At 65.2% G+C, this 18,610-nt stretch carries 27 protein-coding genes and 1 riboswitch; of the genes, 3 read left to right on the plus strand and 24 right to left on the minus strand.

The window, feature by feature from the left end; all coding sequences use genetic code 11:
* Position 1: 1 nt before the first annotated feature.
* The 22 genes from rplR to rpsL form a co-directional block, all read right to left on the minus strand.
* On the minus strand, positions 2-358 hold the full coding sequence (gene rplR, locus BR78_RS0110845) for a 50S ribosomal protein L18 (protein WP_025560983.1): 357 nt from the start codon (positions 356-358) through the stop codon (positions 2-4).
* Positions 358-891, minus strand: coding sequence for a 50S ribosomal protein L6 (rplF, locus tag BR78_RS0110850; RefSeq protein ID WP_025560981.1), 534 nt, complete (start codon positions 889-891; stop codon positions 358-360). Before rplF ends, rplR begins: the two co-directional genes overlap by 1 nt.
* Position 892: 1 nt before the next feature.
* A complete protein-coding gene (gene rpsH / locus BR78_RS0110855; protein WP_025560980.1) occupies positions 893-1,288 on the minus strand; it encodes a 30S ribosomal protein S8 in 396 nt (131 codons plus the stop codon).
* A gap of 10 nt (positions 1,289-1,298) precedes the next feature.
* Positions 1,299-1,604 carry a 30S ribosomal protein S14 gene (gene rpsN / locus BR78_RS0110860; RefSeq protein WP_025560979.1) on the minus strand — a complete coding sequence of 102 codons (306 nt, stop codon included), beginning with the start codon at positions 1,602-1,604 and terminating at the stop codon, positions 1,299-1,301.
* A 19-nt stretch (positions 1,605-1,623) separates the two neighbouring features.
* Entirely contained in the window at positions 1,624-2,208 is a 585-nt protein-coding gene (gene rplE, locus BR78_RS0110865) for a 50S ribosomal protein L5 (protein WP_037566463.1), read from the minus strand.
* Positions 2,201-2,518 (minus strand): 50S ribosomal protein L24, encoded by a 318-nt coding sequence (gene rplX, locus BR78_RS0110870; protein WP_029936451.1) that lies wholly within the window; start codon positions 2,516-2,518, stop codon positions 2,201-2,203. Before rplX ends, rplE begins: the two co-directional genes overlap by 8 nt.
* Positions 2,518-2,886: a 50S ribosomal protein L14 gene (gene rplN / locus BR78_RS0110875; protein WP_029936452.1), complete on the minus strand. Its 369-nt coding sequence runs from the start codon at positions 2,884-2,886 to the stop codon at positions 2,518-2,520. Before rplN ends, rplX begins: the two co-directional genes overlap by 1 nt.
* A gap of 62 nt (positions 2,887-2,948) precedes the next feature.
* Positions 2,949-3,218, minus strand: coding sequence for a 30S ribosomal protein S17 (gene rpsQ, locus BR78_RS0110880; RefSeq protein ID WP_029936453.1), 270 nt, complete (start codon positions 3,216-3,218; stop codon positions 2,949-2,951).
* Positions 3,219-3,228: 10 nt separating this feature from the next.
* Positions 3,229-3,432: a 50S ribosomal protein L29 gene (gene rpmC, locus BR78_RS0110885; protein ID WP_029936454.1), complete on the minus strand. Its 204-nt coding sequence runs from the start codon at positions 3,430-3,432 to the stop codon at positions 3,229-3,231.
* Between the two features lie 5 nt (positions 3,433-3,437).
* On the minus strand, positions 3,438-3,869 hold the full coding sequence (gene rplP / locus BR78_RS0110890; protein ID WP_029936455.1) for a 50S ribosomal protein L16: 432 nt from the start codon (positions 3,867-3,869) through the stop codon (positions 3,438-3,440).
* Positions 3,870-3,881: 12 nt separating this feature from the next.
* Positions 3,882-4,589 (minus strand): 30S ribosomal protein S3, encoded by a 708-nt coding sequence (gene rpsC / locus BR78_RS0110895; RefSeq protein ID WP_029936456.1) that lies wholly within the window; start codon positions 4,587-4,589, stop codon positions 3,882-3,884.
* Positions 4,589-4,966 carry a 50S ribosomal protein L22 gene (rplV, locus tag BR78_RS0110900; RefSeq protein WP_037566464.1) on the minus strand — a complete coding sequence of 126 codons (378 nt, stop codon included), beginning with the start codon at positions 4,964-4,966 and terminating at the stop codon, positions 4,589-4,591. Before rplV ends, rpsC begins: the two co-directional genes overlap by 1 nt.
* Complete coding sequence (gene rpsS, locus BR78_RS0110905) at positions 4,966-5,241, minus strand: 30S ribosomal protein S19 (protein ID WP_029936458.1); 276 nt, start codon at positions 5,239-5,241, stop codon at positions 4,966-4,968. Before rpsS ends, rplV begins: the two co-directional genes overlap by 1 nt.
* A gap of 6 nt (positions 5,242-5,247) precedes the next feature.
* The gene (gene rplB, locus BR78_RS0110910; protein WP_029936459.1) at positions 5,248-6,099 is read right to left on the minus strand and encodes a 50S ribosomal protein L2; all 852 of its coding nucleotides are present in this window, start codon (positions 6,097-6,099) and stop codon (positions 5,248-5,250) included.
* On the minus strand, positions 6,099-6,419 hold the full coding sequence (locus tag BR78_RS0110915; RefSeq protein ID WP_029936460.1) for a 50S ribosomal protein L23: 321 nt from the start codon (positions 6,417-6,419) through the stop codon (positions 6,099-6,101). Before BR78_RS0110915 ends, rplB begins: the two co-directional genes overlap by 1 nt.
* The gene (gene rplD / locus BR78_RS0110920) at positions 6,412-7,041 is read right to left on the minus strand and encodes a 50S ribosomal protein L4 (RefSeq protein ID WP_029936461.1); all 630 of its coding nucleotides are present in this window, start codon (positions 7,039-7,041) and stop codon (positions 6,412-6,414) included. Before rplD ends, BR78_RS0110915 begins: the two co-directional genes overlap by 8 nt.
* Before the next feature lie 2 nt (positions 7,042-7,043).
* Entirely contained in the window at positions 7,044-7,802 is a 759-nt protein-coding gene (gene rplC, locus BR78_RS0110925) for a 50S ribosomal protein L3 (RefSeq protein WP_029936462.1), read from the minus strand.
* Between the two features lie 311 nt (positions 7,803-8,113).
* Complete coding sequence (gene rpsJ / locus BR78_RS0110930) at positions 8,114-8,425, minus strand: 30S ribosomal protein S10 (protein ID WP_029936463.1); 312 nt, start codon at positions 8,423-8,425, stop codon at positions 8,114-8,116.
* Between the two features lie 154 nt (positions 8,426-8,579).
* Positions 8,580-9,776, minus strand: coding sequence for an elongation factor Tu (tuf, locus tag BR78_RS0110935; protein ID WP_029936464.1), 1,197 nt, complete (start codon positions 9,774-9,776; stop codon positions 8,580-8,582).
* 79 nt (positions 9,777-9,855) lie between these two features.
* The gene (fusA, locus tag BR78_RS0110940) at positions 9,856-11,952 is read right to left on the minus strand and encodes an elongation factor G (protein WP_029936465.1); all 2,097 of its coding nucleotides are present in this window, start codon (positions 11,950-11,952) and stop codon (positions 9,856-9,858) included.
* A 65-nt stretch (positions 11,953-12,017) separates the two neighbouring features.
* A complete protein-coding gene (gene rpsG / locus BR78_RS0110945; RefSeq protein WP_029936466.1) occupies positions 12,018-12,488 on the minus strand; it encodes a 30S ribosomal protein S7 in 471 nt (156 codons plus the stop codon).
* Between the two features lie 55 nt (positions 12,489-12,543).
* Positions 12,544-12,915, minus strand: coding sequence for a 30S ribosomal protein S12 (gene rpsL, locus BR78_RS0110950; RefSeq protein WP_029936467.1), 372 nt, complete (start codon positions 12,913-12,915; stop codon positions 12,544-12,546).
* Between the two features lie 281 nt (positions 12,916-13,196).
* Between rpsL and BR78_RS0110955 the strand changes: the two genes are divergently transcribed.
* Together BR78_RS0110955 and BR78_RS0110960 are read left to right on the plus strand one after the other, a co-directional pair.
* Entirely contained in the window at positions 13,197-13,796 is a 600-nt protein-coding gene (locus tag BR78_RS0110955) for a hypothetical protein (RefSeq protein WP_029936468.1), read from the plus strand.
* Positions 13,797-13,800: 4 nt separating this feature from the next.
* Positions 13,801-14,235, plus strand: a complete 435-nt coding sequence (locus BR78_RS0110960; protein WP_081855732.1) for a bactofilin family protein — start codon at positions 13,801-13,803, stop codon at positions 14,233-14,235.
* Positions 14,236-14,337: 102 nt separating this feature from the next.
* Here the strand turns inward: BR78_RS0110960 and BR78_RS0110965 are convergent, their stop codons facing one another.
* Together BR78_RS0110965 and BR78_RS0110970 are read right to left on the minus strand one after the other, a co-directional pair.
* The gene (locus BR78_RS0110965) at positions 14,338-14,928 is read right to left on the minus strand and encodes a DUF4142 domain-containing protein (protein ID WP_029936470.1); all 591 of its coding nucleotides are present in this window, start codon (positions 14,926-14,928) and stop codon (positions 14,338-14,340) included.
* Positions 14,929-14,985: 57 nt separating this feature from the next.
* Positions 14,986-16,275 carry a methyl-accepting chemotaxis protein gene (locus BR78_RS0110970; RefSeq protein ID WP_197021350.1) on the minus strand — a complete coding sequence of 430 codons (1,290 nt, stop codon included), beginning with the start codon at positions 16,273-16,275 and terminating at the stop codon, positions 14,986-14,988.
* Positions 16,276-16,401: 126 nt separating this feature from the next.
* Positions 16,402-16,590: riboswitch (cobalamin riboswitch) on the plus strand.
* A gap of 117 nt (positions 16,591-16,707) precedes the next feature.
* On the opposite strand from BR78_RS0110970, the gene BR78_RS0110975 reads away from it, so the two are divergent.
* On the plus strand, positions 16,708-18,549 hold the full coding sequence (locus tag BR78_RS0110975; protein ID WP_051683298.1) for a TonB-dependent receptor plug domain-containing protein: 1,842 nt from the start codon (positions 16,708-16,710) through the stop codon (positions 18,547-18,549).
* Positions 18,550-18,610: the final 61 nt, after the last annotated feature.

The following is an 18,610-nucleotide window of genomic DNA, read 5'->3' on the forward strand; positions in this document are numbered from 1 at the left end:
ATCAGAACTCCAGTCCGCTCTCACGAGCGGCATCGGCCAGCGCCTTGACGCGGCCATGATAGAGGAAGCCACCGCGATCGAAGACGACCTGCGTCACGCCGGCCGCCTTGGCGGCCTCGGCAACGCGCTTGCCGACTTCCTGCGCAGCCGCGACGGTCGCGCCGGCCTGGCCGCGGACGCTCTTTTCGAGCGTCGAAGCCGAAGCGACGGTCTTGCCGGCCGCATCGTCGATCACCTGGGCATAGATGTGCTTGCCCGAGCGATGGATCGAAAGCCGCGGACGGCCACCGGCGCGCGCCTTGAGCGCGGTGCGATTGCGGCGACGCCGCTTCGCGAAGAGCGAGAGACCCTTGGTCATTACTTCTTCTTCCCTTCCTTACGGAAGATGAACTCGCCGTCGTACTTGATGCCCTTGCCCTTATAGGGCTCAGGCTTCCGCCAGCGGCGAATCTCGGCCGCGATCTGGCCGACCTTCTGCTTGTCGATCCCCGAGATCTCGACCGTGGTCTGATCCGGCGTCTTGATCTCGATGCCTTCCGGCACGTCGATGTTCACGTCATGCGAATAGCCGAGCTGGAGCTTGAGCACCTTGCCCTGCGACGCAGCGCGATAACCGACGCCGGTGATCAGGAGCTTCTTGGTGAAGCCCTCGGTCACGCCGGTGACGAGGTTCTGGACCAGCGTGCGCTGCATGCCCCAGAAGGCTCGCGCCTGCTTGGTCTCGTTGGCCGGCTGCACCGAAATGCCGCCGTCCTCGAGCGTGTAGCTGATCTCGTCGCGCAGGTTGAGCGAGAGGGCGCCCTTGGGGCCCTTCACGTTCAGCACGCCGCCGTCGATCGAGGCCGTGACGCCCGCCGGCACAGTGACCGGCTTCTTGCCGATGCGGCTCATATCAGAAGACCTCCGCGAGCACTTCGCCACCGACATTCTGCTCGCGCGCTTCCGCGTCCGAGAGAACGCCGCGAGGCGTCGAGACGATCGTGATGCCGAGGCCGTTGCGGATCCGGGGCAGTTCCTGCGAACCCGAATAGACGCGGCGGCCAGGCTTCGAGACGCGCGCGACGTGCTTGATCGCCGGCTGGCCCTCGAAATACTTGAGCTCGATGCGGATGCCGGCGGCAGGGCCCATCTGCTCCTCGCTATAGCCACGGATGTAGCCTTCGCGCTGGAGAACATCGAGGACGCGCGCACGCAGCTTGCTCGCCGGAGTCAGGACGGAGTCCTTCCGGGCGCGCTGGCCGTTGCGGATGCGGGTGAGCATATCACCCAGGGGATCGGTCAAAGCCATCTCGTAGTCCTTACCAGCTCGACTTCGTGAGACCGGGGATCAGGCCCTTGTTGGCCAGATCCCGCAGCATGACGCGTGCGAGACGGAACTTGCGGTAATAGGCGCGCGGGCGGCCGGTCAGCTCGCACCGGTTGCGGATGCGGGTCGGATTCCCGTTGCGGGGAATCTCGGCCATCTTCAGCCGCGCGATGAGGCGCTCGGTATCGTCCAAGCTCTCGTCGTTCGCCGTCGCCTTGAGCTTCGCATACTTGCCGGCGTACTTCTTCACCAGCTGCTTGCGACGCTCGTTCTTGTTGATGGAACTCAGTTTCGCCATGACTTAAGTTCTCTTTCCCTTACGCTGCCTGCTTCGCTTCGCCGTCCGCCTCGAGCGGGAACGGGAAGCCGAAGAGACGGAGAAGCTCGCGAGCCTCGTCGTCCGTCTTGGCGGTGGTGGTGACGATCACGTCCATGCCGCGCACCTTGTCGATGCGGTCATAGTTGATCTCGGGGAACACGAGCTGCTCCTTGATGCCGCAGGCATAATTGCCGCGACCGTCGAAGCTCTTCGGGTTCAGCCCACGGAAATCGCGAACGCGCGGGAGCGCGATCGTGACGAAGCGGTCGAGGAACTCGTACATCCGCTCGCGGCGCAGGGTGACCTTGCAACCGATCGGCATGCCTTCGCGCAGCTTGAACTGTGCGATCGACTTCTTCGCCTTGGCGATGACGGGCTTCTGGCCGGCGATGAGTTCCATCTCCGAAGCAGCCTGCTCGACCTTCTTCTTGTCCTGGGTGGCCTCGCCAACGCCCATGTTCAGCACGATCTTGTCGATCCGCGGAACTTCCATGACGTTCTTGTAGCCGAACTTCTCGGTCATCGCCTTGGCGATGCTCGTGTCGTACAGGCTCTTGAGGCGCGGGGTATACTTATCAGCCACTGATGACCTCCCCGGTCTTGACCGCAACGCGGACCTTCTTGCCGTCGCGCTCTTCGAAACGGACGCGGGTCGCCTTGCCGTCGGCGGTCACGTGCGCGACCTTCGAGATGTGCATCGGCGCTTCCGAACGCTTCAGGCCGCCCTGGGGATCACCCTGGCTCGGCTTGACGTGGCGGACCGCGACATTGACGCCCGAGACGACGACCTTGCCGTCCTTGGGCAGCGACTTGACGACCTCACCGGTCCGTCCCTTGTCCTTGCCGGACAGGACGATGACCTGGTCGCCCTTCTTGATCTTGGCAGCAGCCATCACAGCACCTCGGGCGCGAGCGAAATGATCTTCATGAAGCCGCGCGAACGCAGCTCGCGAACCACCGGCCCGAAGATACGGGTGCCGATCGGCTCCTCGTTCTTGTTGACCAGCACCGCGGCATTGCCGTCGAAGCGGATCACCGAGCCGTCGGCACGACGGACATCCTTGGCGGTGCGAACGATGACCGCGCGATGCACGTCACCCTTCTTCACCTTGCCGCGGGGAGCAGCTTCCTTGATGCTGACGACGATGACGTCGCCCACGCCGGCGAAGCGACGCTTCGACCCGCCCAGCACCTTGATGCACTGCACCCGCTTCGCGCCGCTATTGTCAGCGACGTCGAGATTGGACTGCATCTGGATCATCGATCCGGTTCCTTCTCGTTCGGCCTGCCGGGACCAATGGCCCGGTGGTTCCAGTTAAAATGTTAGGCTTCGGCAGCCTTCGACGGCGTCGCGTGGGTGTTGACCCGCTCGATCACCTTCCACGTCTTCAGCTTGGAAATCGGCGCAGTCTCTTCGATGCGCACGGTCTCGCCGGCCTTGTACTCGTTGCCCTCGTCATGGGCGTGATACTTCTTCGAGCGACGGATGATCTTGCCGTAGAGCGGGTGCTTGACCTTACGCTCCACCAGCACGACGACCGTCTTGTCGCCCTTGTCGGAAACCACGTTCCCGGTCAGCACGCGCTTCGGCATGGTCTCTTCCTTACTTCGCAGCCGAGCGCGCGCGCTCGGACTGCAGCGTCTTGATACGGGCGATGTCGCGACGGACTTCCTTGACCCGGCTCGACTTCTCGAGCTGGCTGGTCGCGGCCTGGAAGCGGAGGTTGAACGCCTCGCGCTTCAGGTTGCCGAGCTCCTCGCTCAGCTGGTCCTCGGTCTTCGCACGAAGATCGGTTGCCTTGGTCATTTCTATCAACCCTCCAGGTGCGAGGTGTCGCCGAGGCGGGCGACGACCTTGACCTTGATCGGCAGCTTCATCGCTGCACGCGAGAACGCTTCCGCGGCGAGCGGACCGGGAACGCCGTCCAGCTCGAACAGGATGCGGCCCGGCTTGACGCGAGCGGCCCAATATTCCGGCGCGCCCTTGCCCGAGCCCATGCGGACTTCGGCCGGCTTCGACGAAACCGGAACGTCCGGGAAGATGCGGATCCACAAACGCCCCTGGCGCTTGATGTGACGCGTGATCGCGCGGCGAGCCGCCTCGATCTGGCGCGCGGTGATCCGCTCGGGCTCCATGGCCTTCAGGCCATAGGAACCGAAGTTCAGGGAAGTGCCGCCCTTGGCATCGCCATGGATGCGGCCCTTGAACTGCTTGCGGTGCGCAAATTTCTTTGGTTGCAGCATGTCCTGGTGTCCTTAGCGGCGATCGTCGCGCGCAGGGCGCACGCCGGTCGTCTGGGCTTCCATGTTGAGCCGGTCCTGCGCCATCGGATCGTGGCCGAGAATCTCGCCCTTGAAGATCCAGACCTTGACGCCGCACACGCCATAAGCGGTGTGGGCTTCGGCCTCGGCGTAGTCGAGGTTGGCGCGCAGCGTGTGCAGCGGCACCCGGCCTTCGCGATAGCCTTCCGAACGCGCGATCTCGGCGCCGCCGAGACGGCCGCCGCAAGCGACGCGGATGCCGTCGGCGCCCAGACGCATCGCCGACTGAACGGCGCGCTTCATGGCACGACGGAACGCGATGCGGCGCTCCAGCTGGTCGGCGATGCCCTGTGCGACGAGCTTGGCGTCGACTTCAGGCTTGCGGATCTCGACGATGTTCAGCGACACGTCCGAGCTGGTCATCGCGCCGAGCGTCTTGCGCAGCTTCTCGATGTCCGAGCCCTTCTTGCCGATGATCACGCCAGGGCGCGCAGCGTAGATCGAGACGCGGCACAGCTTGGCCGGACGCTCGATCACCACCTTCGAGATCGCGGCCTGGGGCAGCGTCTTGACGATGTACTGGCGCATCTTGAGATCTTCGAGGAGGAGGCGGCCGTAATCGGCGCCTTCCGCGAACCAGCGGCTGTCCCAGGTACGGTTGATCTGCAGACGCAGGCCGATCGGGTTGCTCTTGTGACCCATTATGCTTCTTCCTGCTCGCGGACGACGATGCGAAGACGGCTGAACGGCTTCAGGATGCGGGTGGACTTGCCACGGCCGCGGGTCGCGAAGCGCTTCATCGTGATCGACTTGCCGACCGAAGCCTCGGCGACGACGAGCGCGTCGACATCGAGGTTGTGGTTGTTTTCCGCGTTCGCAATCGCCGAGGCGAGAACCTTGCGGGCATCGACGGCCATCGCCTTGGTGGAGAACTGAAGGATGTTCAGCGCGTCACCAGCCTTGCGGCCGCGGATGAGGCCCGCGACGAGGTTCAGCTTCTGGGCCGAACCGCGGATCTGCGTCGCAACTGCCAGCGCTTCCTTGTCGCCGACCTTGCGGGGTGCCTGGGGCTTGGACATTAGCGCTTACCCTTCTTGTCGGCGGCGTGGCCGGGGAAGAAGCGGGTCGGAGCGAACTCGCCCAGCTTCATGCCGACCATGTCTTCGTTGACCGACACCGGCACGAACTTGCGGCCGTTATAGACGCTGAAGGTCAGGCCGACGAAGTCGGGCAGGATCGTCGAGCGGCGCGACCAGGTCTTGATCGGCGCACGCGCGTTGGTCTCCTGCGCGGTCTGCGCCTTCTTCAGGAGGTGGAGGTCCACGAAAGGACCCTTCCAGACGGAACGAGCCATGAGCTATCAGCCCTTCTTCTTGGCGTGACGCGAGCGGATGATCATCTTGTCCGTCGCCTTGTTGTGGCGGGTGCGCGCACCCTTGGTCGGCTTGCCCCACGGCGTGACCGGATGACGGCCGCCCGAGGTCCGGCCTTCACCACCGCCGTGCGGGTGGTCGACCGGGTTCTTCGCGACACCGCGCGTCAGCGGGCGGATGCCCTTCCAACGATTGCGGCCTGCCTTGCCGAGGTTCTGGTTCTGGTTGTCGGGGTTCGACACCGCACCAACCGTCGCCATGCAGTTCGCATGGATGTAGCGCTGCTCGCCCGAGTTAAGGCGAACGATGACCATGCCGCGGTCACGACCGACGACCTGGACATAAGTGCCTGCCGAACGCGCGATCTGGCCGCCCTTGCCCGGCTTCATCTCCACGTTGTGGACGATGGTGCCGACCGGCATCGAGCCCAGCTCCATGGCGTTGCCCGGCTTCACGTCGGTCTTCTTGCCGGCGATCACCTTGTCGCCGACGCCGAGGCGCTGCGGAGCGATGATGTAGGCGACGCGGTCCTTGCCCGCTTCGTCCTTGCCGTAATTGACCAGCGCGATGAAGGCAGTGCGGTTGGGATCATATTCGATCCGCTCGACGGTGCCCTCGACGTCCCACAGGCGGCGCTTGAAATCGACGATGCGATAGCGCTGCTTGTGGCCGCCCGCGATGCCGCGCGACGTGACGTGGCCCTTGTTGTTGCGGCCGCCGGTCTTGGTCTTGCCCTCGGTGAGCGCCTTGACCGGACGACCCTTGAACAGGTTCGAACGGTCGATCAGGATCAGGCCGCGGACGCCAGGCGACGTCGGGTTATAATTCTTGAGTGCCATTACGAATTGACCCCCGAGGTCACATCGATCTGCTCACCGTCGGCGAGCGTCACGATTGCCTTCTTGATGTCGGAGCGCTTGTAGGGAGCACCCTTCCAGCGCTTGGTCTTGCCCTTCTGGACGATCGTGTTGACGCCGGTCACCTTGACGTTCCAGAGCGCCTCGACGGCAGCCTTGATCTCGGGCTTGGTGGCGTCGCCGGCGACCTTGAACACAACGGCGTTGTGCTCGGAGACGAGCGTCGACTTCTCGGTGATGTGCGGAGCGACGATCACGTCATAGTGACGGTTGTCGATCGCTTCCTTCTGCTTCTTAGCCATTGAAGCGCGCCTCCAGCTTCTCGACGGCAGCGCGGGTCAGGACCAGCGTGTCGCTCTTCAGGATGTCGTAGACGTTGGCGCCGATCGCCGGCAGCACGTTGACCGTGTGCAGGTTGCCGGCGGCGAGCGCGAAGCTGTTCTCGACGGCGTCGCCATCGATCACCAGCGTCTTCTTGCCGAACTTCAGCGCCTCGAGGCTGCCGAGCAGCGTCTTGGTCTTGCTGTCGGCAACCGTCAGGCTGTCCATGACGATCAGCGAGCCGGCCTTGGCATGGCTGCTGAGAGCCATCTTCAGACCGAGTGCGCGGATCTTCTTGTTCAGCGACGGATTGAAGTCGCGGACGCGGGCGCCGTGCGCCTTACCACCGCCGATGAACACCGGAGCGCGGCGATCGCCGTGACGGGCGGTACCGCCGCCCTTCTGGCGACCGAACTTCTTGCCGGTGCGGGCGACGTCGGCGCGCTCACGCGTGCCACGTGCCGTCTCACGGCGCTTCTCGAGCTGCCAGGTGACGACCCGGTGCAGGATGTCGGCGCGCGGATCGAGGCCGAAGACCTCGTCGTTGAGCTCGATGTCCGCGGCCTTCGCCTTGGCGTCGAAGGATTGAACCTTGACCTTCACGTTCAGCCCTCCTGGCCTTCGGTCGCTTCGGGAGCCTCGACCGTATCGGCCGGGGTTTCCGCGGGAGCGGTGTCGTTGTTGTTGGCAACCTGCTTGAGGCCGGCCGGGAACGGCGCGTCGGCGTGACGCGCGACCTTCACCGAATCCTTGACGAACAGCCAGCCGCCCTTCGAGCCAGGGACCGAGCCCTTGACGAAGATCAGGCCGCGCTCGACGTCGGTGCCGACGATCTCGAGATTCTGCTGGGTGCGGAACTTGTCACCCATGTGGCCGGCCATCTTCTTGTTCTTGAAGACCTTGCCCGGATCCTGGCGCTGACCGGTCGAACCGAGCGAGCGGTGCGAGACCGAGACGCCGTGGGTGGCGCGCAGACCGCCGAAGCCCCAGCGCTTCATGCCGCCCTGGAAGCCCTTGCCCTGGGTCTTGCCCTGGATGTCGACGAACTGGCCGGCGACATAATGGTCGGCCGAGATCTCGGCGCCCACTTCCAGAAGACCGTCGGCATCGACGCGGAACTCATGGACCACAGCCTTGGGCTCGACTTCGGCCTTGCCGAAGTGGCCGCGCTGCGGCTTGGAAACGTTCTTGCTCTTCGCCGAACCGGCGCCGAGCTGGACGGCAGTGTAACCGTCACGACCTTCTTCGCGGACGGAGACGACCTGAACGCCTTCGAGTGCCAGAACGGTGACCGGCACGTGGCGGCCGTCGTCCTGGAACAGGCGGGTCATCCCCAACTTCTTCGCGATCACGCCAGTGCGCATGACCTGTTGCTCCTATACAGAGGCACCCTCGGGACCATTCCCTCGGGTGCGTGCCTCAGCCCAAAATTTAGATGCGAGCCCCCGTCTGGGCTGACCCCCGCCGAAGCGGGAGGACGGGGGACGCAGACCCGGTTCTCCCGAAGGAGGCCGGCGGTATCCCTATCTCGTTTTGAGTGCGCCCGCGGCGCCCTCTTGCCCCTTGCGTTGGATCGGGATGATCCGGTCGAGGGACGATGCGAATCCGGCGAACCGGAACCCGCGAATCTCGTGGAGGCGCGCCTTTACGTCAGCAGCGCTTCCCTGTCCAGCCCTTAGGCCAGTTTGATCTCGACATCGACGCCGGCGGCGAGGTCCAGCTTCATCAGTGCATCGACGGTCTGCGGGGTCGGCTGCACGATATCCAGCATACGCTTGTAGGTGCGGACTTCGAACTGCTCGCGCGACTTCTTGTCGATGTGGGGACCACGGTTGACCGTGAACTTCTCGATCTTCGTCGGAAGGGGGATGGGACCACGGATGAGAGCGCCGGTACGTCGGGCGGTGTCGGCGATGTCGCCGGTCGCCTGGTCGAGCACTCGGTGATCGAACGCCTTCAGGCGAATACGGATATTCTGCGTTTCCATGGTACCTGCCAATGTGAAAGAGCGGGCCTCGTAGTCGAGGCTCTTGCTGTTAAACCCAAAACCGGAGGCGCGCCCTTACAGGGACCCTCATAAAAAGGCAACCGCCCGGCGCTCTCTTTTTTGAGAGCGCCGGGCGGCTGTTTGTCCCTTTGTCTTACTTGTCGATCTGCGCGACGACGCCTGCACCGACGGTGCGGCCGCCTTCACGGATCGTGAAGCGCTGACCAACGTCCATGGCGATCGGCGCGATGAGCTTGATGCCCAGAGCGACTTCGTCGCCCGGCATCACCATCTCGGTGCCGGCCGGCAGTTCGATCGTGCCGGTCACGTCCGTGGTGCGGAAGTAGAACTGCGGACGATAGTTGGCGAAGAACGGCGTGTGACGGCCGCCTTCGTCCTTCGACAGGACGTAGACCGACGACTGGAAGTCGGTGTGCGGCTTGATCGAACCCGGCTTGGCCAGAACCTGACCACGCTCGACTTCCTCACGGCCGACGCCGCGGATGAGCGCGCCGATGTTGTCGCCGGCCTGGCCCTGATCGAGCAGCTTGCGGAACATCTCGACGCCGGTGACCGTGGTCTTGCGGACGGTCTCCTGGATGCCGACGATCTCGACTTCCTCGCCAACCTTGACGATGCCGGTCTCGACGCGGCCGGTGACGACCGTGCCGCGGCCCGAGATCGAGAACACGTCTTCGATCGGCATCATGAACGGCTTGTCGAGCGGACGCTCCGGCTGCGGGATCGACTCGTCGACTGCGGCCATGAGCGCGAGGATCGCGTCCTTGCCGAGCTTGTCGTCCGAACCCGAAAGGGCTGCGGTCGCCGAACCACGGATGATCGGAATGTTGTCGCCGTCGAACTCGCGCTTGCTGAGCTCTTCGCGGATTTCCATCTCGACCAGCTCGAGGATTTCCTCGTCGTCGACCAGATCGACCTTGTTGAGGAAGACGACCATCGTCGGCACGCCGACCTGACGCGCGAGCAGGATGTGCTCCTTGGTCTGCGGCATCGGGCCGTCGGTGGCGGCGACCACGAGGATCGCGCCGTCCATCTGCGCGGCACCGGTGATCATGTTCTTCACATAGTCGGCGTGGCCCGGGCAATCGACGTGCGCATAGTGGCGCTTGTCGGTCTCATACTCGACGTGTGCGGTCGAGATGGTGATGCCGCGCTCGCGCTCTTCCGGAGCCTTGTCGATGTTGGCGAAGTCGACTGCTGCGTTGCCCGCGACGTTCTCTGCCAGGATCTTCGTGATCGCTGCGGTCAGCGAGGTCTTGCCGTGATCGACGTGACCGATGGTGCCGATGTTGAGGTGCGGCTTGTTCCGCTCGAATTTTGCCTTCGCCATTGCTTTCCTACCTTCTGGATCAATTTCGCGGCCGGTCAGGGCGCCACGCGAACGCGGCCCCTTAGCGACTCATTTCGGGTTACGCCAGCTTCGCCTTCACTTCGTCGGCCACATTCGCGGGCACTTCGTCGTAATGCGAGAACTGCATGCTGTATTGCGCGCGGCCCTGAGTGAACGAGCGGAGCTGGTTCACGTAGCCGAACATGTTCGCCAGCGGCACCATCGCCTCGACGGTCTGCGCATTGCCGCGGCTGTCGGTGCCCTGGATCTGGCCACGACGGCTGTTCATGTCGCCGATGACGTCGCCCAGATAATCCTCCGGAGTGACGACCTCGACCTTCATGATCGGCTCGAGCAGCTTGATGCCGGCCTTCTGTGCCGCTTCGCGCATCGCGCCACGCGCACAGATTTCGAACGCCAGCGCCGACGAGTCGACGTCGTGGTACGCGCCGTCCGTGAGGTGCACCTCGAAGTCGATGATCGGGAAACCGATCAGCGAACCGGTCTCGGCGGTCTCGCGGAAGCCCTTCTCGACCGAGGGGATATATTCCTTGGGAATATTGCCGCCCTTGACCTCGTCGAAGAACTGGAAGCCCGAACCGCGCTCGCCGGGGACCACGGTCACCTTGACGCGGCCGAACTGGCCCGAGCCGCCCGACTGCTTCTTGTGCGTGTAGTCGATGTCGACCTTCTTCGCGAGATATTCGCGATAGGCGACCTGCGGCGCGCCGACATTGGCCTCGACCTTGAACTCGCGCTTCATGCGATCGACCAGGATCTCGAGGTGGAGCTCGCCCATCCCCTTGATGATGGTCTGACCCGATTCGTGATCGGTCGAGACGCGGAACGACGGATCCTCGCGGGCGAGGCGATTGAGCGCGACGCCCATCTTCTCCTGGTCGGCCTTGGTCTTCGGCTCCACCGAAAGCTCGATGACGGGATCCGGGAACTCCATGCGTTCGAGGATGATCGGCGCGTTGATCGCGCAGAGCGTGTCCCCGGTCGTGGTGTCCTTGAGGCCGGCCAGCGCGACGATGTCGCCGGCATAGGCCACTTGGATGTCCTCGCGGTCGTTCGCATGCATCAGCAGCATGCGGCCGACCTTTTCCTTCTTGTCCTTGACCGAGTTGGTCACCTGGCTCGCGGCTTCGAGCTTGCCCGAATAGATGCGCGCGAAGGTCAGCGTGCCGACGAACGGATCGTTCATGATCTTGAACGCCAGCGCCGAGAAGGGCGCATTGTCGTCCGACGGACGCTCGTCCGGCGTTTCGCCGTCGAGCTTTACGCCCTTGATCGCGGGAACGTCGAGCGGCGAAGGCAGGTAGTCGACCACCGCGTCGAGCAGCGGCTGGACGCCCTTGTTCTTGAACGCCGAGCCGCACACGATCGGCACGAACGACATGTTGAGCGTGCCCTTGCGGATCAGCTTCTTCAGGTCGGCGACCGACGGCTCGTTGCCCTCGAGATACGCTTCCATGAGCGCGTCATCCTGCTCGACGGCCATTTCGATCAGGTCGCTGCGATACTTGGCGGCCTTTTCGGCCAGGTCCTCGGGGATGTCCTGATAGACGAACTTCGCGCCCAGGCTCTCTTCGAGCCAGATGATCGCGCGGTTCTCGACCAGATCGACCAGGCCCTTGAAGCCGCCTTCGATGCCGATCGGCAGGTACAGCACGGCCGGACGCGCGCCGAGGCGCTCGATGATCGAGTTGACGCAGAAATAGAAGTCCGCGCCGGTGCGGTCGAGCTTGTTGACGAAGCACATGCGCGGCACGCCGTACTTGTCGGCCTGGCGCCACACGGTCTCGGACTGCGGCTCGACGCCGGCAACGCCGTCGAAGCACGCGACCGCACCGTCGAGCACACGCAGCGAACGCTCGACTTCGATCGTGAAGTCGACGTGGCCGGGGGTGTCGATGATGTTGATGCGGTGCTCGGGGCCCTTGCCCTCTTCGGCCGACCAGAAGCAGGTGGTGGCAGCCGACGTGATCGTGATCCCGCGCTCCTGCTCCTGCTCCATCCAGTCCATCGTCGCAGTGCCTTCGTGCACTTCGCCGATCTTGTAGGACTTGCCGGTGTAATAGAGGATGCGCTCGGTCGTCGTCGTCTTGCCGGCGTCGATGTGCGCCATGATGCCGATATTGCGATAACGCTCGAGCGGATGGCTGCGGGCCATGATCTTAAGTCCTTAGCGATGCGGGGAGCCGGACGGTCCGGCTCCCCACGATATAGGTAGGAAAGTTACCAGCGGTAGTGGCTGAAGGCGCGGTTCGCCTCGGCCATACGGTGGGTATCTTCGCGCTTCTTCACCGCGTTGCCGCGATTGTTGGCGGCATCCATCAGCTCGCCCGAGAGGCGGGCCGACATGGTGTGCTCGCTGCGATTGCGCGCGGACGAGATCAGCCAGCGGATGGCAAGTGCCTGGGCACGCTCCGGGCGGACCTCGACGGGAACCTGGTAGGTCGCACCGCCGACGCGGCGCGAACGGACCTCGATGCCCGGCTTGATGTTGTTGAGTGCGTCATGGAACACGCCGATCGGCTCGCGCTTGGCGCGCTGCTCGACGGTTTCGAGCGCCGAATAGACGATGCCCTCGGCCACGGACTTCTTGCCGTCCAGCATGACCGAATTCATGAACTTGGTGAGAACCTCATCCCCGTAGACGGGATCAGGCAGGATTTCCCGCTTTTCGGGACGACGACGACGAGCCATCTGATATCTTCCTTCTAAACTTCAGCCATATTTGGCGGGCATAAGCCCGGCCGGCTTACTTCGGACGCTTTGCGCCGTACTTGGAACGCGACTGGCGACGATCCTTCACACCCTGCGTATCGAGCACGCCGCGAAGGACGTGGTACCGAACGCCGGGAAGATCGCGCACGCGGCCGCCGCGGATCAGGACCACCGAGTGCTCCTGAAGATTGTGGCCCTCGCCCGGAATGTACGAAATGACTTCGCGCTGGTTGGTCAGGCGAACCTTGGCCACCTTGCGCAGAGCCGAGTTCGGCTTCTTCGGGGTCGTGGTGTAGACACGGGTGCAGACGCCGCGCTTCTGCGGGTTCTGCTCCATCGCAGGGACCTTCGACTTGGCCTTCTGCGGTTCGCGGCCCTTGCGGACCAGCTGGTTGATCGTTGGCATGAAGCCCTTCACCTTTAAGTTACCGGACAGGCCGGCGGTTACTTTGCTGGAGCCCAGACTCTATAGAATACGAAAAGGCCCCGGGTGTCTGCGACCCCCCGGGCCATTGCGTCTCCAGCAACGTTCAGCTCTTTGTTCCCCGAGTCTCGGGCCTTGTGGGACCCTCGCGGAACGGGGGCGCCTATAGCTGCGGAGGCATGCGGGGTCAATGGGCGCGCGCCGCCGGGACATGCGTCACGATAAGAGAGCGTCAACCCATCGCGCGCTACAGCGGGCGAAGCATGCTCTTACCCTCCGGATATGGCGCCGTCACGCGGCCGATCGCGATGCGGCTCGCCCCTGCGCTCGTCACGCTGGCGGCGACGCTGCTGGCGGGCATGACCGGCCCCTCGCGGCCCGGCGCGTGGCAGATGCTCGATTCGGCGGCACTGATGGCAGTGACCGGGCTCCTTCTCGCGGGCGCGGCGGGCCTGCTCGCCTGCCATCTCGCGCAATTGACCGCCCGGCCCGCTTTTTCCCTCACGGCGAGCGCGCTGCCCGCGGCGCTGATCGCCGGCGCGGTGCCGGGGCTCGGCATGACGGCGCTGTTCCTGCCGCTCGGGATCTGCGGCCATGCGGTCCTGTGCTCGCGGTTCCGGCCGGCAATCCTGTTCGGCTTGCTCGGCACCGCAGCGGGGGTCGGGAGCACATGGCTCGACAGTCCGGCGCTGGGCACCTCCGCTTCGCTGGCGATGCTCGCGACGGCATCGCTGCTGCTTCGCGATGCCGCACACGCCGCGACCAACGATAATCGACCAGGCGAGAGGCTCGGCGAGTTTTGGATTCCGCCCGACAATGATAGGCACGCAACGCGGGCTTCGAGTCCCGGGCAGGGGGAGTAACCTTATGTTCAATGGTAACAAACGCGACGATCGGCCCGCGAGCCCGGCGCAGACAAGCGGGCGCGGGCGCGGCATGTTCTCGGTGATCGGCCCCGACATGGCAGTGACCGGCGACGTCCGCGCGACGGCCGACCTGCATATCGACGGCAGCATCGAGGGCGACGTCCATTGCGCCAACCTCGTCCAGGGTCCGGAGAGCCGGATCGTCGGCGGTGTCACGGCCGATACCGCGCGGATCGCCGGGACGATCGAAGGCAGCGTCCACGTCAAGCACCTCACGGTCGAGCGCTCGGCGAAAATCATCGGCGACGTCGAATATCAGGACATCACCATCGAGAATGGCGGACATGTCGACGGCCGCCTCAAGCGCACCGGCGGTGAAGCCGCGGCCACGGGGCCACGGGCGGTGCCCGACGTGGCGCAGGAAGAAGCTGCCTAGGGATCTTCTCCCTCTCCCCTTCAGGGGAGAGGGTCGGGGAGAAGGGCAAGTGCGACGCAGCCTCGACAGGCCCCTCTCCCCGCAAGCGGAGAGAGGGAGTTTTTACAGGCTCTTGATCTTGGTCAGATGCACCTGGATGAGCTTCACGGCGTCGCCGGCGAAGCCCTTGAACACCGGGTCGGTGCCGGCGGCATAGTCCTTGACCTCTGCCAGCGCCTTTTCGTGCGCGGCGATCTGCTGCGCCTTGTAGGCAGTATCGAACGCCGCGCCGTCGGCCGCGCGCAGCGCCGCGAGATTCGCTTCCTGCTCGGCATTCAGCGTCGGGCTAGGCGTGATCGCCGGGCTGGCCTTGGCGCCCGCGGCCTTGAGCTTGTCGGTCGTGGCAGTGTGCTGCTCGACCATCATCTTGCCGAAGTCCTTGAGCTTCGGATCATGCGCCTTTTCCTGCGCGAGCTTGCCGGCCTCGATCTCGTAATAATCGCTGGCACCGACATGGTTGGCGAATTTCTGCGCCGGCGACAGCGCCGCATCGGCCATCGCCGCATTGTCGGTCATGTTGGTGTCGGCGGGCATTTCCGTGCCCGACAGGTTGTCGACCGTGGTGTTGGTGGTCGTCGTGGTCGTCTGGTTGCCACCGCAGGCGGCGAGTGCGAGCGCCGGGGCGAGCCCCAGGATCAGATGTTTCGTCTTCATGCAGGCGGTCCTCCTAGGCTTGCCACAACGCAGTCCCAACGCCGCCGTTCCGCAGCTTCACGCTGCGCGAAGCTCGCAGAGAAAGGCCTCGAGTTCCTCCGAGAGCGCGCCCGCCCCCTCCTGCAGCCGCGCGGCGCGCGCGCGCATCGTATCGACGCTGTCCTGCGCCGCACGCGACGTCTCGCCGATCGCCGCGACGTCGTCGTGGATCGCGCCGCTGGCGGCGACCGCCTCCTCGACATTGACTGCGATCGTGCGGGTCGCGGCCTCCTGCGCCATCACCGCGGCCTGCACGCCGCTCGCCAGCTCGGCCATCGCCTCGATCGCGCACTCGACCTCGGCATGGCCGCGCGCGACATCGTCGATGCCGTGGCGGATCTCGCCGACATGCGCGGCTATGCGTGCCGCGGCGGTGCTGGTCTGGCTCGACAGCTGCTTCACTTCATGCGCGACGACAGTGAAGCCCCGGCCCGCCTCCCCCGCGCGGGCGGCTTCGATCGTGGCATTGAGGGCAAGCAGATTCACGCGCGCCGCGATCTCGCTGATCAGCGCGATCACCGAATCGATCGTCTGCGCGGCGCCCAACAGTTCGCGGGTCCGGTTGCTGCCCGCGGCGACCAGTTCGGCGGCACGCGATGCCGCGCCGCGCGTCGCGTCGCTGCTCCGCTCGATCCGCGCGAGCGCGCCGGCGAGACCGCGACCGCGCTCGGCGATCTCGCCGATATTGTCGCGGGTCTGCGACGTCGCCGATGCCACCGCGACGGCACGGTCGCCGAGATCCGAGGCGCGGCCGGCCGTTCCCGAGGCATCGTGCTGCAGTTCGGCGGCGAGCGCGCGCATCGTCCGCGACAGCGAGGTCACCTGCGCCTCGAACCGCAGGCTGGCCTGCTCGATGCGTTCGGCGCGTTCGACCCGGGCACGGGTTTCGCCGCGCTCCTGCTCGGCGGTCATGTGGAGCAGGCGGCGATTGGTGAGCACGCCGGCGACGCGGCCGTCGCGGGTGAGGATCATCCCCTCGCTGCCGTTTGCGGCGCGATAGGCGCGGGTCAGCGCGCCGATGTCGCGCGTCATTTCCGCCACCGGGCAATCGCGGACCAGCCGCGCGACGGCATGGCCGTAGCTCGGGTTGCGCAGCAGCGCGTGGCCGAAGGGATTGAGCAGCAGCTGGCGCACATCCTTCTCGAACACCGCGCCGACCGGGCGATCCGCGGCGTCGACCACCGGCACGAGGCGGATGTCGGTGTCGCGGGTGAAGATGTCGACTGCCTTGAACAGCGAATCGCGAAGCACCAGCAGCGGCGGGTTCGCCTCTTCCGGGCTGAGCCATTCGGGAGATGGACGAGGCAATTGGGACGAGGCGGTTCGCATGGGGTGCTTGTGCGGCAGGCTGGTAAACGCCGGATTGACCGTTGGTTACACTATCGAGACAAACCCGGATTTATTTCGCAGTTGCAGCGAACGCATGCGCGGCGTAGAGGCGCCGCCGTGACGGGTGTCCCCTGCAAAGGGGATGAAAATGGGAACTCGGTTCGAACCCGAGGCTGCCCCCGCAACTGTAACCGGCGAGCATTCGCGCCATCATGCCACTGGAGCACATCCGGGAAGGCGGCGCGCATGTGGTGACCCGGGAGCCAGGAGACCTGCCAGTCACAGTCGATTCCTTTGCGCGGGCGGGGTGCACCGGGCGAACGAGGGCGTGCCCTCGCGTGAGCGACACCGTTTAACCGGGTCGCCGCGCCAATTTTCGGCAAGACGACCCCAGACGAAGGTGTCTTTGCCGTGACCAAGTTGAAACTGTTTCTCTATGCCTCCGCCGCAGTGCTGCCGGCCGTGGCGCATGCCCAGTCGGACGACGACCGGATCGTCGTCGTCGCCTCGGGCGTCGAGCAGGATGCCGAGACCACCGGCCGCTCGATCACCGTGCTCGACCGCGACCTGATCGAAGCGCGCCAGACCGTCTCGCTCTCCGACCTGCTCGCCACGACGCCGGGCGTCTCGTCCACGCGCAATGGCGGGCCCGGCGGCGTGACCGCGGTGCGCATCCGCGGCGCCGAGGATGCGCAGACCCTGGTGCTGATCGACGGCGTCCGTGCCATGGATCCCTCCGCTCCCGCCGGCGCTTTCGATTTCGGTAACCTGTTGACCGGCTCGATTCAGCGCGTCGAAGTGCTGCGCGGGCCCAATTCGGTGATCTGGGGCAGCCAGGCGCTGGGCGGCGTGGTCAATGTGGTCACCCAGAAACCTGTCGACGGAGTCGAGGCGCGCGCCAATGCCGAATATGGCTATGCCGACCAGATCTCGGCCAACGCCGCAATCGCCGCGGGCAACGATACGGTGCAGGGCGCGCTGACCGGCGGCTATTTCCGCACCGACGGCATCTCGCAGGCGGCAGCGGGCACCGAGGCGGACGGCTATCGCCAATATAATGCCAGCGGCCGGCTGCGCGTCGAGTTCGCGCCGGGCTTCGGGGCGGATCTGCGCGGCTATTACGCCAATTCGCGGCTCGAGCTCGACGGCTTCCCCGCCCCGACCTACGCCTTCGCCGACACCGACGAGTATTCGACGGCGCAGGAGCTGTACGGCTATGCCGGGCTGTTCGCCAATTTCGGCGGCCTGGAGAACCGCGTCGCCTTCACCATCGCCGACGTCAATCGCGACGGCTATGACCCGGCGCCCGGCGCCTTCACGCCGCATTATCTCTATCGCGGGCGCAGCGAGCGCTACGAATATCGGGGCGATGCGAAGCTCGTCGAGCAGGTCCGCGTGACCTTCGGCGCCGAGCGCGAGAATCTCCGCTTCTACGACGGCAGCGATACTTATCGCGCCGACATCACCAGCTTCTACGGCCAGGCGATCGTAACGCCGGTCGAGGCAGTGACGCTCACCGCCGGCATCCGCAACGACGATCACAGCCGCTTCGGCGGACGCACGACCTGGGGCGCCAGCGCCGCGGTCAAGCCGTTCGAGAGCACCTTGCTCCGCGCCAGCTATGGCGAAGGCTTCAAGGCGCCGACGCTCTATCAGCTGTTCGCGCCTTTCTACGGCACCGACACGCTCCGGCCCGAGACCGCGAAGAGCTGGGAAGCCGGCGTCGAGCAGAGCGCGCTCGCCGGCGCCGCCAAGCTGGCCGTGACGTACTTCCATCGCGACACGCGCAACCAGATCGACTTCGATCTGGTCAGCTTCACTTACGCCAACATCGCGCGCACCCGCGCCGAGGGTGTCGAGGTCGAGCTGGCGCTGAAGCCCGTCGAGGCGCTTACCGTCACGGCCAACTACACCTATACCGACGCCGAGAACCGCTCGGCAGGCTTTGAAGGCAACCAGCTGGCGCGCCGTCCGCAGGACACCGCCAGCCTCTCGGCCGATTACCGCCTGCCGTTCGGGCTTTCGCTGGGGGGCACGGTGACGATCGTCGGGGACAGCTTCAACGATGCGGGCAATTTCACTCGGCTCGACGGCTTCGCGCTCGGCAGCATCCGGGCCGAGATGCCGATCGGCGATCGCTTCGCTGTCTATGGCCGGGTCGAGAATTTGACCGACGAGAAGTATCAGGTGGTTTCGGGCTACGGCACCTATGGGCGCGCGGCCTATGCCGGCGTGCGGCTGAAGCTCAACTGATGCGGGTCGCCGCGCTTCTCTGCCTCGCGGCAGCCGGATGCGCGGCGCAACCTTCGCCGCA

Source organism: Sphingomonas sp. UNC305MFCol5.2 (assembly GCF_000712135.1).
In the GTDB taxonomy this organism is placed as follows: Bacteria; Pseudomonadota; Alphaproteobacteria; order Sphingomonadales; family Sphingomonadaceae; genus Sphingomonas.

Bases quoted from the DNA above. Each gene is read 5' to 3' on its own strand.
- tuf (WP_029936464.1), bottom strand. From the start codon at position 9,776: ATGGCGAAGGCAAAATTCGAGCGGAACAAGCCGCACCTCAACATCGGC.
- rplV (WP_037566464.1), bottom strand. From the start codon at position 4,966: ATGTCCAAGCCCCAGGCACCCCGCAAGGTCGGCGACAAGGAAGCGCTG.
- rpsQ (WP_029936453.1), bottom strand. From the start codon at position 3,218: ATGCCGAAGCGCGTGCTGACCGGGAACGTGGTTTCCGACAAGGGCGAC.
- rpsJ (WP_029936463.1), bottom strand. From the start codon at position 8,425: ATGGAAACGCAGAATATCCGTATTCGCCTGAAGGCGTTCGATCACCGA.
- rpsS (WP_029936458.1), bottom strand. From the start codon at position 5,241: ATGGCTCGTTCCGTCTGGAAGGGTCCTTTCGTGGACCTCCACCTCCTG.
- BR78_RS0110915 (WP_029936460.1), bottom strand. From the start codon at position 6,419: ATGGCTAAGAAGCAGAAGGAAGCGATCGACAACCGTCACTATGACGTG.
- rplC (WP_029936462.1), bottom strand. From the start codon at position 7,802: ATGCGCACTGGCGTGATCGCGAAGAAGTTGGGGATGACCCGCCTGTTC.
- rplB (WP_029936459.1), bottom strand. From the start codon at position 6,099: ATGGCACTCAAGAATTATAACCCGACGTCGCCTGGCGTCCGCGGCCTG.
- BR78_RS0110955 (WP_029936468.1), top strand. From the start codon at position 13,197: ATGCTCTTACCCTCCGGATATGGCGCCGTCACGCGGCCGATCGCGATG.
- BR78_RS0110960 (WP_081855732.1), top strand. From the start codon at position 13,801: ATGTTCAATGGTAACAAACGCGACGATCGGCCCGCGAGCCCGGCGCAG.
- rpsL (WP_029936467.1), bottom strand. From the start codon at position 12,915: ATGCCAACGATCAACCAGCTGGTCCGCAAGGGCCGCGAACCGCAGAAG.
- rpsH (WP_025560980.1), bottom strand. From the start codon at position 1,288: ATGGCTTTGACCGATCCCCTGGGTGATATGCTCACCCGCATCCGCAAC.
- rpsN (WP_025560979.1), bottom strand. From the start codon at position 1,604: ATGGCGAAACTGAGTTCCATCAACAAGAACGAGCGTCGCAAGCAGCTG.
- rpsC (WP_029936456.1), bottom strand. From the start codon at position 4,589: ATGGGTCACAAGAGCAACCCGATCGGCCTGCGTCTGCAGATCAACCGT.
- fusA (WP_029936465.1), bottom strand. From the start codon at position 11,952: ATGGCCCGCAGCCATCCGCTCGAGCGTTATCGCAATATCGGCATCATG.
- BR78_RS0110965 (WP_029936470.1), bottom strand. From the start codon at position 14,928: ATGAAGACGAAACATCTGATCCTGGGGCTCGCCCCGGCGCTCGCACTC.
- rplP (WP_029936455.1), bottom strand. From the start codon at position 3,869: ATGCTGCAACCAAAGAAATTTGCGCACCGCAAGCAGTTCAAGGGCCGC.
- rplF (WP_025560981.1), bottom strand. From the start codon at position 891: ATGAGCCGCATCGGCAAGAAGCCGGTCACTGTGCCGGCGGGCGTCACG.
- rpmC (WP_029936454.1), bottom strand. From the start codon at position 3,432: ATGACCAAGGCAACCGATCTTCGTGCGAAGACCGAGGACCAGCTGAGC.
- rpsG (WP_029936466.1), bottom strand. From the start codon at position 12,488: ATGGCTCGTCGTCGTCGTCCCGAAAAGCGGGAAATCCTGCCTGATCCC.
- rplR (WP_025560983.1), bottom strand. From the start codon at position 358: ATGACCAAGGGTCTCTCGCTCTTCGCGAAGCGGCGTCGCCGCAATCGC.
- rplX (WP_029936451.1), bottom strand. From the start codon at position 2,518: ATGGCTGCTGCCAAGATCAAGAAGGGCGACCAGGTCATCGTCCTGTCC.
- rplN (WP_029936452.1), bottom strand. From the start codon at position 2,886: ATGATCCAGATGCAGTCCAATCTCGACGTCGCTGACAATAGCGGCGCG.